Raw genomic sequence first — 12,561 nt, 5'->3', positions numbered from 1 at the left:
GATGACTTTTGATTCATAAATACCTCACGTATCCTTGTTAAAGTTACACTTTATGACAAATACACTGTCTATGCTCAGCAGGCGAGCACTGGTATTACGATCAACAGGTAGTCCATGTCTTATATAAACTATACAACACAACGTATACTAAACAATATATAAGAAGCGTTAAATAATAGGTATTGAACAATGTTAGCCCAAATTCAATATAATCTATCTATGAGTAGAGGCCACGTAAATGAAAGCTACTGAAAATAATAACCACTCAATCATTGAGATATATGAAAGCATGGATGGGAATGCGCAGGTAGATGTACGTTTTGAGCAAGAGACGGTTTGGCTGTCGCAAGCACAAATGACCGAGCTATTTGGGCGCGACCAGTCAGTGATTTCACGGCATATTGCCAATGCTATGAATGATGAAGAAGTGTCCGAAAAAAGCAATATGCAAAAAATGCATATTGCAAATTCTGATCGACCCGTGACCTTTTATGATTTAGATGTGGTCATTTCGGTGGGTTATCGCATCAAATCGCCTCAAGGTGTGCAGTTTAGACGCTGGGCAACGCAGCGCTTACGTGAATATCTGGTACAAGGGTATACGCTTGACCAGCAACGCTTTGATAAGAATTCTGCTGAGTTGCAGCAGGCGTTAAATTTGATCAAAAAAACCGCGCAAAGTCCTGAGCTCAATACCGATGAAGGGCGCGGTTTGGTTGAGATTATCAGCCGCTATACACAAACATTTCTATGGCTACAACGCTATGATGAAGGGTTGTTAGACGATCCAACAGGACAGGATGGCGGTGTTTTACCCAGTCCGACTGAGGCGATGGCAGCGCTTAACAATTTAAAAGCGCAGCTGATAGATAGGGGTGAGGCGACTGAGCTATTTGCCAAGCCTCGTGGTGATGGTTTGGACAGTGTGCTTGGTAATTTAGAGCAAACGGTGTTTGGTGAGCCTGCCTACCCGACAGTTGAGAGTAAAGCGGCGCATTTATTGTATTTTATGGTGAAAAATCATCCTTTCACCGACGGCAATAAACGCAGTGGTGCTTTTTTGTTCGTAGATTTTTTACACCGTAACAAGCGACTGCTCAATGAGCAAGGTGAGATGGTCATCAATAATACCGGCCTTGCAGCCTTAACATTACTGGTCGCTGAGTCTGATCCCAACCAAAAAGAAACCTTGATCAAGTTGATTATGAATATGCTGTCATTAGAGGGCTAGTTTGCTATGACTAGTTTGCTATGAATAATATCGCCGGCCCCAGCTTGACGGATACAATTATGCAGCAGATCGACATGATAGATATGGTGTAATTGAGTGACAGATTAGAGGGTTATAAGGCAGGTACTATGTTTGGCATAATTAAAGAGTGGCGCGAGCAGCGTATATTGGACAACAGCGAATTTACGGAGGCAGACTGGAGGCGTGCGGCTGATCGTATTGTGATACTGGATAGGTTAAGCGAAGATGAGCTAAGCCGCCTGTTTGAGCTGGCGACATTATTTTTGGACGATAAATCAATGACGGGCGCGCAGGGGTTTGAGATTACCGATGCGGTCAGGCAATCTATCGCCCTGCAAGCTTGTCTGCCCATCTTGAATCTAAGCCTTGAGTGGTACGCTGGCTGGTCGTCAGTTATTATCTATCATGGCTCATATAAAAGCGATAGCACCACTGTAGACGAGTTCGGTATCGTTCATGAGGGCAGCCAACATCGTAGCGGCGAGGCATGGCAACGCGGTCCTGTGATTCTCTCATGGAAGGATGCGAAACACTCAGGTGAGCGCGATGGTCACAATGTCGTCATTCACGAGTTTGTGCATAAGGTCGATATGATGAATGGCCGCGCCAACGGCTTTCCGCCGCTGCAACCCGACATGGATCCTGAGCGCTGGACAAAGATTATGACGCGAGATTTTGAGGACTTTCAAAAACACCGCAAATCAGGACTGGATCGTTATGGCGCGACCAATCCCGCTGAGTTTTTTGCGGTCTTAAGCGAAGTATTTTTTGAGACACCGCAAAAGCTGGTAGATGCTTATCCTGATATTTATGACATCATGGTGAAGTTTTTCCGGCAGTCGCCACTTAAGCCAAAGACTTGAATATTAAAACATTTTATATGTTAAATATTGAATGTATTTGAATAAATTCAATCAAAAAGGGCAGTGCATCATAAACCATGCACTGGCCAATTTATGTGGTAAATCATACGTTTATAGTCATTATTAGACGGTCCATTGGTCATTAATAATCGCTACCAGATAGCGCTTGCCTTGATACTCATCAAACACCAAACGCAGCACGCGCCAGTCGATACCATCGTACTTCTCACTACCACTATAATAAAACTCAACAAAATCCGAATTTGGATATACCTTTCTTAAGTTATTGATACTATTGCTGCTTTTTTGGAAGTTGTTGATACTAATGGTGGTGTCATTAAACTGCTTGGCGTTCACCCAAGTATCTAAATATTCGGGCAGTGGTATCACCAGTGGATTGCCTGTACCGTCACGCTCGCCCCAAGTGAAGCGGACGTTGGACTGTTCTAGGTATCGTGCGTACTGCTCACGGCTAAAGACTTTGTCCGTTTTAGGACGAACATAAGCATACATTGAAAAACGAACACCACGAGTGGGATGAATATCATTTGTAATTCTAGCAAAATCCTTATTAGCAAGGGCGCGCTGGATACGTAACGCTTGCTGCCTAAGCGTTTGCTGACTTGTGTCCGAGAAAACGGGCGTTGATGAGTGATCATTTGACTGTTTAGGAATGGCTGTGCTGGTTTCAGCAGACGACTGGCAGCCAGTTGCTGTCATTAAAAACGCTAAGAGGCCAACAATCGCTAATTGAGAAGGATGGGCGTTAAAAGTAAATAGCGTGCTCATACAGTGTCCTTATCACGGTTGTTAGTGAAATAAACGAAGCTATAAACGTCAATGAGATATTTCACAAAATCATTAGATAATGGGGTGTTTTTAGCTATTAAACCTGAATGATACGATAATACAGCAGAGTCATTATATGGGTATGATGTAATAGATATAACATTTACACTGTCAAAGCTCGTAGAGAACGCCATGCCAACATACAAAATACTAACGCTGCTAACCATAGGATTGATAGCGATAAAATCTTCTATAGCGCTTGCAATAGAGCCATTGCAAACGAATGCTGCGATGAAAATTGCAACCGTTACTAAGATGTATGAGCAAGATATCAGCACTGAAGGAATGGATAATCCAGTAGTGTTACAGCAATATGCCAATCAAGATCTACAGTCAGCCATGCAGCTTGAACAAGATTATTTTGATAAAAATCAATTGTCCTGCAATATTGATTACGATGTGCTGTGGGATTCTCAAGATCCTGATTATACGCAAGACAAAAAGTTTTCGATGACCAATCAAGGGCTCGTGCAAGTTAGCTTGGCGCAAGGCAGTAATATTTATTATGATTTATCATGTGACGATGATGGATGCCAAGTGGCTGATGTGATCTTAGATGAGAATGGCAAATCGCTGCGTCAACATTTTCTTGAAAGCTGTCGTTAGACAAATACTAGCGGTGCTAATGGTATAAAACATTGATAAAAAACACGGTATAAATTGTTATGCAGCAATCCCTAAAGCCGTTGGTTTGTTTTCGCATAATGTATATTATGTTAAATAGACTCTATTTGGTGACTTTTTTTACCGCGCATTCGTGACGTTAGCCACTTTTATTCTTTCAACTAAAAAATCTACCGCCGCCTTTACTTTGGGTACTGAGTAGCGCTGTTTTTGATATAACAAATATATGGCCATGTCAGCGTACTGCGTGATGGCCAACGTGTGCTCAAACTTAATCTCTTGTAAGGCGCCTGATTCAAGATACTCAGCCAACGCCCACCGAGTAGACATTAAAATACCTTCACCAGCGCTCGCTTTTTTCGCCAGCCACGACCCATTATTTGATATCGCTACCGCGGGTCCTGAGACATCATGCCATTGACCATCCATATGGCATAACCAAGGCGTTGGCCCTGTTGGTGTCTTAAAATACAGCCCATTATGATTCCTTAGTTCTAGTGCGTTACTTGGCACGCCATGGGTTTTCAAGTAGCGCGGTGACGCGACAGGAATAAAACTATTGTCCATCAGCCGTATCGCAAATACTCGCTCATTTGGCGCGTAGCCACCACGAATAGCGATATCAACATCATCGCGCCCAAGTGTTGACAGCTCGTCACTCAAACTGACATCCAGCACTATTTTTGGATACAATTCGCTAAATTCGTCTAATAAAGGCAGCAGTATCTTTTCCCCAAAACCCACCATCGAGCTGATGCGTAGACGTCCCATTGGCGTTGTTTGGTAGCTACGCACCGTTTCTTTGCTTTGCTCTAGCTGATTTAATACGTGCTGCATATCGTCATAGTAAACCTGCCCTACTTCCGTCAGCTTAACGATCCGAGTCGAACGCGTTAATAGTGTCGCGCCCAAGCTCTTTTCTAAGTCAGACACTCGCCTAGATAGTGAAGATGGCGGCACACCATATACCTTCGCCGCTTTGGTAAAGCTGCCTGTTTCGACCACTTTACTAAAATATCGTATTGCACGCAGTTGATCCAAGTCCTGTCTCCATTCAATAATATTCGATGACTAACATGTCAGTATCAATCATTAAGCATTTTGGCTTTATTATTGTCTTAAAAGCAAGAGTGATTCACAATTTGTGCTATATATAACGGTACTAAAAACAGTAATAATATAGTCAGATTTAACGTTAATCCTAAAAAACCCATCCATCAATAATAGAAAAATAATTTATGATTACTTTGCACGGTTTCCCTGCAAGCAACTACTACAATATAGTGAAACACGCTCTGTTGTACAAAGCGTTGCCATTTCAAGAAAACCTTATTTACGCTGGTAGCGATGCGCTGCTGTCCATCAACCCAGTCGGTAAAGTGCCTGCTATTACAACGGATGAAGGTATGACCCTCTCAGAGTCGAGCGTCATTTGCGACTTCATAGAAGAGTCCTACCCTACCATACCGCTATATCCAAAATTGGCGACAGAGCGTGCAATTGTGCGGCAAATCATGAAGATAGCAGAGCTGTATTTTGAATTGCCAAGCCGCCGCCTCATTCCTTATGTGTTTTCAGGCACCAACGCCCCTGACGCCGTCAAAGAAGAAGTGCGTCAAGTACTCACACGCGGCATCCCTGCTCTCAATCGCTTATGCCAGTTTTCGCCGTGGATTGCCGGTAAAGAGCTCACAATGGCCGACATCTATATGCACTATGTGAATGTCGTGGTCAAAGCCTGTGCCTCAACCCAGTTTGACTGGGACGTGTTGGCAGAAATACCTGGCATGAAAGAATGGAGTGACACCATGAGCCAATCTGATATTGCTCAAAAAATAGAAGCAGACCGCTTGGCCAATATGCCTGAATTTATGACACACGTGAAAGCCCAGATACAGGCGGCGCAGCCTAAATAAGATTATTTAAAATAAATATTAATAATGCAGGAGCAAAATTATGACCGATAAAAATAAGCAACTGGTTTCAACCATCAGTGACGACAACAAACTCACCTTGTCTTTAAAAGATATCGACATGCCGCAGCCCGGTGCCGATGAAGTGGTTGTGCGCATCGAAGCGGCACCATTGAACCCCTCTGACTTTGGGGTCATGTTTAGCGCTGCTGACATGTCAACTGCCGTACAGTCGGGCACCGATGACAGCCCTGTCATTACCGCTGATGTACCCGCGAAATTCATGCCAGCCCTAAAAACACGGGTGAATAAAGACACGCCTGTGGGCAACGAAGGCGCAGGTACGGTTGTCGCAGCAGGTTCTTCGCCAGCAGCGCAAGCTTTGATGGGTAAAGTGGTGGCTGTGATTGGCGGCGGTACGTATCGTAAGTATCACTGTGTCCATGTCAAAAGCTGTCTAGAAATGACAGAAGGCACCACGGCAAAAGAGGCGGCCTCGTCTTTTGTGAACCCCCTTACCTCACTGGCGATGGTCGAAACCATGCGCGCTGAAGGCCATAAAGCCATCATTCATGCGGCAGCGGCGTCCAGCCTTGGGCAAATGCTCAATCGCATTTGTATGGCGGATGGGATTGATCTAATCAACATCGTACGTAAAGAAGAACAAGAAAAACTGTTGCGTTATATGGGCGCAAAATATGTGGTCAACTCAAGCAGCGAGTCGTTCACAGCGGACTTAACCGCAGCGATTGTCGAGACAGGTGCTACCATATCATTTGATCCCGTTGGTGGCGGGAAGTTAACCAGTGACATCCTAAACTGCATGGAAGCGGCCATTACCCGTGATGTGGAAGAATACAACGTTTATGGCTCAAACACGTTCAAACAAGCATATATTTATGGCGCATTAGACCGTGGCCCTATTACGATCAATCGTAACTTCGGTTTTGCTTGGGGCGTCAATGGCTTCTTATTGTTCAATGCCCTTGGCAAACTGGGTGCTGAAACGGTTAAGTCAATGCGTAAGCGGGTTGCAGAAGAAATCACTACCACCTTTGCAAGCAGCTACACGCATGAAGTGACGCTAGAAGAAGCGCTGCACTTAGAGTCCATCAAAGCTTATGGCAAGCAAGCGACTGGTGAGAAGTACTTGATCACGCCTCAGGGCTAATAATGAGTTAAAAAGCTATATTTAAATATAAAAAGCAGACATCTAAGATATCTGCTTTTTTTTGTGCTTATTGTAAAAGGAGAATAATAAAGAATACGAAGGCTTTGTCGTCATTATACAACATTTGTTGGTCGTTAATATTGAATCTATCTTTTTTATTTGGATTTAAAGAACCTAGTGCCGATATCATATAGCGATACCATAGAAGTTGTTACAGGAACACCTCCGAATAGTATTGTATCAGCAGCTACAGTACCAGCATACTTGCTTGCAATAATACCAATATCTTTTCCTCGGCTTTCAATAATTTTTGATGCGGTAATAATTCCAGTGATAGAATCAATACGCTCTTTTTGATTCAAATAAAATGCTACCTCAGCAAGTGAGATTGTTTCAGGGCTTTTTAAAAGATTCTTAGCTTCAATTATCGAACTACCTAAATCAATATCTTGCTTATCCTGGCTTAAATGTGAATCTGAAAACGTACCAATTATTTGGTCACGTTTGTAATATGTGTAGTTATGCGTTGAATTACCATCTTGAAAAAATGGGTGGCTGAAAAATGGTTCTGCGGAATACTCTTTGGATGCAGCCAAAATTAGGCCAAGACCATGACCAATACCGTAAGGCTCTAATCGCCAAGCAAATTCAGGACCTAAAACTTTTTGACCTGTTTTTTCTAGATAACTTTTTGTCCACTCTTTACCAGCTCTTGTGTCATAAGCATATGGGGCACCTAACATGATGGCTTCTGATAAATGATTTATACGATTCTCTTTTTCTAATTCGATAGCTAGTTCTTCGAACTTAAACAGGTCTTTTGGGACAACCATTCCTTTGTCTAGTGCCCATCGCAGTATTTTGGGTCCAGTATCACAATGAGTAGGGTTTAATTTTTCATCAATCGATGGAATAGATAAAGGTTTCGCCTTATAGCTACCGTCACGAGCCGGAAGAATTCCAATTCGATCTTCAGTTCCCCATCCAGTTAAAAAATCCTTCTCTTTAAAATGATCATAACGCTGCGAAACCCAAATCTCTGAATATCGTATATCAACGGAAGCTAATACAGCCAAGAGTCTAGCAGGATCATATATTGTTGCAGCATCAATGATTATTGGTTTCATTTTTGGTTCATCAGAGTATTAGTAATAGTGTGTAAAATCTTATTTGATTCCATTTTCAAATAATCCCACCAAACAATATCATTGTAAACAATTGATTGTAAATTGAGCATATTATTTTTTACACAGAACCCTACCATCACCCTTATAAGTTAATTCTATGCGCGTACGCGAGCGTATTTTTTCTAAAAACACAGTGCAAATTTATTATGCCACGACAGGCGCAATAAAAAGAACACATATAAAAGCCAGCAAATATATAATATCCATATTTAAAGTATGGGTACTGAAAATATGGATATCGAAAGCGGCACCGCTAACCAAGTAGAAATCATCTATGAGGATGAATTTTTGGTAGCGATTAATAAAGAGGCTGGTCTCTTGGTGCATCGTAGTTGGCTGGACAAAGGCGAGACGCGCTTTGCCATGCAACTCACCCGTGATGCGGTAGGTTGCCATATATTTCCGGTACATCGGTTAGACAAACCTACATCAGGCGTATTGTTGTTTGCTAAGAGCTCCGCTGTGGCGCGCAGCCTTACCGAGGCTTTTACTGAACACAAGGTAACCAAGCAGTATTTAGCTGTGGTGCGCGGCTTTATGCCAGAGCAAGGTACCGTTGATTATGCGTTGAGTTTTAAGCCCGATGCCATTGCTGATAAATTCGCCAATTTGGACAAACCCGCTCAAGAGGCAGTGACCCATTGGCGACGTTTGGCACAGATTGAGCTGCCATTTGCAGTGTCAAAAAAGCATGATACTACCCGCTATAGTCTAATGCGCTTAACCCCCGAGACCGGGCGCAAGCATCAGCTGCGTCGGCACATGAGACATTTATTCCATCACATCGTGGGTGATACCAGCCACGGCGATGGACGGCACAATCGATTTTTTCGTACGCAATATGACTGCGCGCGTATGCTGCTACATGCTCAGACTTTAGCGCTCAGCCATCCAGTCACTGGTGAGCCGTTGTTGCTAACAGCGGAATTAGACGATCAATGGATACGCATTATGGAAGAGTTTTCTTGGGTAGAGAGCACTAAAAAATAAGCCGTGTAAAATTTAGGGTTTATCTTAGAAACTCCCTTCAAAGGAGTTGAAGGTTTGGCGTTACAATCAGAGCTTCACGCCCCTAGGAGGACTTGAAGCTTTGATTGTAGGCTACTGGTAACAACGTTTTGACACGCTGAAATAGTCACGATGTACTTTATGGTGTACTTACCACACACATGTTTTACGCGTGAGCGGTGCGCTATATAGAAATCTAGCTTTAAAATAAATACTCTAATAAAAAGGAGTTACGAAAATTACTGTTGAATATCCCAAACAGAAATACAAAGGTTGAAAATAACCACATAATTGAAAAGTAGAGTTTGTTTTGGTCTGGAGTCCAACCCCGAGAGCCAAGCCTCTCTGCCATACTAGAATTAGAGAATATAAGCCACCTAAAGAACAAGCAAAGAAGAATATAAAGCGTAATCCATATAAGCATTCTATCTACCTAGTTTTTTGTGTAAAATTTACATACAGAAGGAACTGAGCTGACAGAAGTAACCATTGCCACATTTGGCGAACACTTTTTCTTTATTTTCTAATACCTCTACTCTTACTGAGTTATTCTAGGCGGCTATATCAAAATTAGACCCTAAAGTAATGCCTTCCAAATTTGCACAGAACCCTACTATCACCCTGATTCATAAATTATATGCACGTACGCGAGCATAAATATTATAAAATATACCTTCAATCTATTGCCCTATAAAGCATGCAGATGACAAGAACCCAAATTATCTGCATACAAAAGCCGTTAAAATCCTGTTTAATCCAAGATATAGCCTATTGAACACGCAATCTACTCCCTATTCATTCATTGTGGTACAATTATCCCCAAGGTTCACTTTGGGGATAATATTTCTTATAAAACCTACGATTAAAAGCTTTCAATCAAATAATCTATAATTTAGGTGTCCACCTTGGTGTCCAAAAAATTCTATGTATTTTTTAAAAGACACTTTTTAATAAGTAATAAGATCTGTGCAAAGCATCTTCTCAATTTACGCATAATTAGCAAAGAGACAATAATCTTCGCTCTCCTTATTTATCACCATTTATGATGGTTACGGGTACATATCATGGCTGTCGATACTGCATATGACATTAGTAAGCTTGAATGCCGAGATAAAGACTATTCGGTCAGTGTTTCAGGCGTGTCTGGATTAAGCATTCGTATCTCTCCAAATGGCAAAAAAGAATACTACCTACGGTATGCGCATCCGCATATTGGCGGCAAACGACCGCGAATGATGCTTGGTAAGGTGGATGACATCAGTTTGTCTGAGGTTAAGTATCAAGCAGAGACCATACTTGCTACGGTTGCTAAAGGATCTGACCCCAAAGCGATTCAGCAAAAAGAGCAAGTGAATAAATATGCGCACCTAAAAAACGCCACGTTTTCTGAAATTGCACAAGCGTGGCGGGATCATAAGACCGCAGGTCATCACAGAAAATCTAAAAAATCTGCGTTTAGTGAGTCGACCCTCAAATTTTGGGATTTGTGTCTAGGATACATGTGCCAAGAGATTGGCGACCTGAGAATGAACGATATCACCAGCGAGATGATATTAAGCGTCTGCGAGGCAATTCAAAACAATAAAAACCAAGCAGCCTTTGTTGGCGCCAGTACTCGGCTATATACCGAGAAAGTATTCTCATTTGCTGTCGCGCGAGGATTGTGTGATAGAAATGTGGCGATTGATACGCGCGGTGAGCTGGCACCTGCCAATTCCGGCAATCACTTGCCAGCCATTACCAAGCCAGATCAATTCGCGACTCTGTTAAAGGACATGTCTGACTTCAAAGGCGCAAGCAAGATGACACTAGAGGCCATGAATTTACTGCCTTATGTGTTTGTTCGTAGTATCGATTTGCGCTCGATGCGCTGGCAGGATATTGATTGGGACAGCAGCCTATGGGCGTTCTCCCCTACCAAAGGCGAAGGTCGTGATGATATGGTTTCGCACTTAGTGGTGCCTTTAGCCACGCAAGTGATTGAGCGCTTACGACACCTTCAATCCATCAGCGGTCATCAGGAATACGTCTTTGCATCGGCGCGCGCCTCAAACAATGCTTATATTAGCAAAGCGGCGCTGGTGCAGGTGTTTCATCGGCTTGGCTACAAAGATGTGCAGTGCGCGCATGGCTTTCGGGCTTCTGCCAAAACCTTATTGATGGAGCAGCCAGAGCTGCGTTATTCAGACATCGTCACCGAGCTGCAGCTGGGTCATAGAATCAAAGACACACATGGCGGCGCTTACAATAGACTCGATGAGATCGATAGTCGGGTAAAAATGATGCAAGCGTGGGCAGACTATATAGATAGTCTTCGAGGCTCTGCTAAAGAGGTCTAGTGCATTTTATGTAATGACAGCCTCAAAGTGTGACCTGCCAGCTGGCTATCGTAGGTTCTGATAAGCCATTCGACTTAGGATAATTGATTAGCGTACTAATCATTGGTTTCACGATATAACGTGGTCTGCGACTCTTCTCTAAAGTCCTCGTACGTGATGGCGGGCTGAGTCTCTGATTGATCTAAGCTATCTAAGTTATCTAGGCCATTGTCGATGGCTGCTGGTGTTGCAGCCGTACTATTATTGACCGCTCCTTGAGGGTCATCATTCGTTAAGCTGCCCTGTTGTGGCTCAACGGTTGGGAGACTATCAGGGCTGGTATCAGCAAGCAGCGGCTTATCTACCGTAGTTGGGGCAGCGGTACTAACCACGGCTACAGGATCAGTTGCTACCTCATTATTCGTACTTGTCTCAGCTGCATGGAGCGCGTCGCTCTGCGCTGAAGGTGACAGCACCCCTGTAAAAATCAGTATCGCGACGACAATACCAATCAGTAATGAACCAACTACCATACCCATAATCAGCGATTTTTTGTGACTCGCCAGCTTATCATTGTCATGTGCTGGCGCTACTTCTTTAATAGTGGGTTGTATTGGCACATCTTGAGTGTCTAAGTGAGTGTCATCATCAAGTTTATGAGCGGTTTCGTCAGTATCAGAACACATAGGCGAAGCTGGTTCTGTGGCTTGATTGGTGTGATTGAGATCATCATCAAAATTGATATTAAATAGATCGTCATCTAAATCGCTGTTGTCTAAAGAGCTGTCGGTATATTTTGTCTCTTTTTTTATTAGCGGTTCTGATTTAAACGTGTCTTGATCTGGAGACTCATCTGAAAAATCAAAGGTCACGTCTGTTGTTGTAGTGGTTGTACCTGTGGCGTCAAACTGCCCTTTTCTATCATTATCTTGATTGGCAAATGGTTCAGGATTATTTGTACTGAAAGACTTATCGGCAAAAAAATTGTCAGTGTCGCTATTGTCTTTTTCACCGTCCTCATCACTGTGAACCCGACTGATAAAGCGTTCATAGATATTATTTTTGGTTCGATTACGATAACGCGATTTTTTACTGGCAATTTCCGCCAGTTTTTCCTCAAAATCCGTTGCAATATCTTTTTCTTTGTCGCTCATAGAAGGTTACCAAACCAGTTGATTTTGCTGGTATTAGATGACGGCTAAAATAGAGTTATTATATTTTTTGCTAAAATGTAACAATATCGATGGCAAACAATATAGTTGCTCGCCTCACTATCTTCAAGCACAATTTATTTGATCGATCTCATATCTGTAAATGATATCTAAAAACATACGATCGTTACCCTAAAAAATAGAGACAGTAGATAGCTAACAGGT

General features: G+C 42.7%; 11 protein-coding genes. 7 read left to right on the top strand and 4 right to left on the bottom strand.

The genetic code is table 11. The features are described from left to right. The first annotated feature begins 238 nt into the window (after nucleotides 1-238). Together rhuM and JFC06_RS00655 are read left to right on the top strand one after the other, a co-directional pair. Nucleotides 239-1,231 carry a RhuM family protein gene (rhuM, locus tag JFC06_RS00660; protein ID WP_198333583.1) on the top strand — a complete coding sequence of 331 codons (993 nt, stop codon included), beginning with the start codon at nucleotides 239-241 and terminating at the stop codon, nucleotides 1,229-1,231. Between the two features lie 128 nt (nucleotides 1,232-1,359). After that, nucleotides 1,360-2,115 carry a M90 family metallopeptidase gene (locus JFC06_RS00655; RefSeq protein ID WP_198333582.1) on the top strand — a complete coding sequence of 252 codons (756 nt, stop codon included), beginning with the start codon at nucleotides 1,360-1,362 and terminating at the stop codon, nucleotides 2,113-2,115. Between the two features lie 123 nt (nucleotides 2,116-2,238). Here JFC06_RS00655 and JFC06_RS00650 read toward each other — a convergent pair whose 3' ends face one another. Then, on the bottom strand, nucleotides 2,239-2,904 hold the full coding sequence (locus JFC06_RS00650) for a hypothetical protein (protein WP_198333581.1): 666 nt from the start codon (nucleotides 2,902-2,904) through the stop codon (nucleotides 2,239-2,241). A gap of 291 nt (nucleotides 2,905-3,195) precedes the next feature. Here JFC06_RS00650 and JFC06_RS00645 point away from each other — a divergent pair, with 291 nt between their 5' ends. Beyond that, the gene (locus tag JFC06_RS00645; RefSeq protein ID WP_226949386.1) at nucleotides 3,196-3,570 is read left to right on the top strand and encodes a hypothetical protein; all 375 of its coding nucleotides are present in this window, start codon (nucleotides 3,196-3,198) and stop codon (nucleotides 3,568-3,570) included. 138 nt (nucleotides 3,571-3,708) lie between these two features. On the opposite strand, the gene JFC06_RS00640 is transcribed toward JFC06_RS00645, so the two are convergent. Next, nucleotides 3,709-4,629, bottom strand: coding sequence for a LysR family transcriptional regulator (locus JFC06_RS00640; RefSeq protein WP_198333579.1), 921 nt, complete (start codon nucleotides 4,627-4,629; stop codon nucleotides 3,709-3,711). Between the two features lie 197 nt (nucleotides 4,630-4,826). Here JFC06_RS00640 and JFC06_RS00635 point away from each other — a divergent pair, with 197 nt between their 5' ends. Beyond that, entirely contained in the window at nucleotides 4,827-5,504 is a 678-nt protein-coding gene (locus tag JFC06_RS00635; RefSeq protein WP_198333578.1) for a glutathione S-transferase family protein, read from the top strand. A 40-nt stretch (nucleotides 5,505-5,544) separates the two neighbouring features. Beyond that, nucleotides 5,545-6,672, top strand: a complete 1,128-nt coding sequence (locus JFC06_RS00630) for a zinc-binding dehydrogenase (protein ID WP_198333577.1) — start codon at nucleotides 5,545-5,547, stop codon at nucleotides 6,670-6,672. A 155-nt stretch (nucleotides 6,673-6,827) separates the two neighbouring features. Here JFC06_RS00630 and JFC06_RS00625 read toward each other — a convergent pair whose 3' ends face one another. Beyond that, nucleotides 6,828-7,799 carry a hypothetical protein gene (locus tag JFC06_RS00625; RefSeq protein WP_198333576.1) on the bottom strand — a complete coding sequence of 324 codons (972 nt, stop codon included), beginning with the start codon at nucleotides 7,797-7,799 and terminating at the stop codon, nucleotides 6,828-6,830. A 291-nt stretch (nucleotides 7,800-8,090) separates the two neighbouring features. Here JFC06_RS00625 and truC point away from each other — a divergent pair, with 291 nt between their 5' ends. Further along, nucleotides 8,091-8,849, top strand: a complete 759-nt coding sequence (truC, locus tag JFC06_RS00620; protein WP_198333575.1) for a tRNA pseudouridine(65) synthase TruC — start codon at nucleotides 8,091-8,093, stop codon at nucleotides 8,847-8,849. A gap of 1,082 nt (nucleotides 8,850-9,931) precedes the next feature. Then, the gene (locus tag JFC06_RS00615) at nucleotides 9,932-11,206 is read left to right on the top strand and encodes a tyrosine-type recombinase/integrase (RefSeq protein ID WP_198333574.1); all 1,275 of its coding nucleotides are present in this window, start codon (nucleotides 9,932-9,934) and stop codon (nucleotides 11,204-11,206) included. A 95-nt stretch (nucleotides 11,207-11,301) separates the two neighbouring features. Here JFC06_RS00615 and JFC06_RS00610 read toward each other — a convergent pair whose 3' ends face one another. Further along, nucleotides 11,302-12,339 (bottom strand): hypothetical protein, encoded by a 1,038-nt coding sequence (locus JFC06_RS00610; RefSeq protein WP_198333573.1) that lies wholly within the window; start codon nucleotides 12,337-12,339, stop codon nucleotides 11,302-11,304. Nucleotides 12,340-12,561 lie beyond the last annotated feature (222 nt).

The sequence above is a fragment of the Psychrobacter namhaensis genome, from assembly GCF_016107545.1.
Taxonomy (GTDB): domain Bacteria; phylum Pseudomonadota; class Gammaproteobacteria; order Pseudomonadales; family Moraxellaceae; genus Psychrobacter; species Psychrobacter namhaensis.
The sequence above is the reverse complement of the archived record's forward strand: the minus strand, read 5'-3'. Positions and strand labels throughout refer to the sequence as shown.

What these genes read in the sequence shown, in the direction of transcription:
- JFC06_RS00615 (WP_198333574.1), top strand. Translation starts at nt 9,932, where the DNA reads ATGGCTGTCGATACTGCATATGACATTAGTAAGCTTGAATGCCGAGAT.
- JFC06_RS00610 (WP_198333573.1), bottom strand. Translation starts at nt 12,339, where the DNA reads ATGAGCGACAAAGAAAAAGATATTGCAACGGATTTTGAGGAAAAACTG.
- JFC06_RS00650 (WP_198333581.1), bottom strand. Translation starts at nt 2,904, where the DNA reads ATGAGCACGCTATTTACTTTTAACGCCCATCCTTCTCAATTAGCGATT.
- truC (WP_198333575.1), top strand. Translation starts at nt 8,091, where the DNA reads ATGGATATCGAAAGCGGCACCGCTAACCAAGTAGAAATCATCTATGAG.
- JFC06_RS00630 (WP_198333577.1), top strand. Translation starts at nt 5,545, where the DNA reads ATGACCGATAAAAATAAGCAACTGGTTTCAACCATCAGTGACGACAAC.
- JFC06_RS00625 (WP_198333576.1), bottom strand. Translation starts at nt 7,799, where the DNA reads ATGAAACCAATAATCATTGATGCTGCAACAATATATGATCCTGCTAGA.
- JFC06_RS00655 (WP_198333582.1), top strand. Translation starts at nt 1,360, where the DNA reads ATGTTTGGCATAATTAAAGAGTGGCGCGAGCAGCGTATATTGGACAAC.
- JFC06_RS00635 (WP_198333578.1), top strand. Translation starts at nt 4,827, where the DNA reads ATGATTACTTTGCACGGTTTCCCTGCAAGCAACTACTACAATATAGTG.
- rhuM (WP_198333583.1), top strand. Translation starts at nt 239, where the DNA reads ATGAAAGCTACTGAAAATAATAACCACTCAATCATTGAGATATATGAA.
- JFC06_RS00645 (WP_226949386.1), top strand. Translation starts at nt 3,196, where the DNA reads ATGAAAATTGCAACCGTTACTAAGATGTATGAGCAAGATATCAGCACT.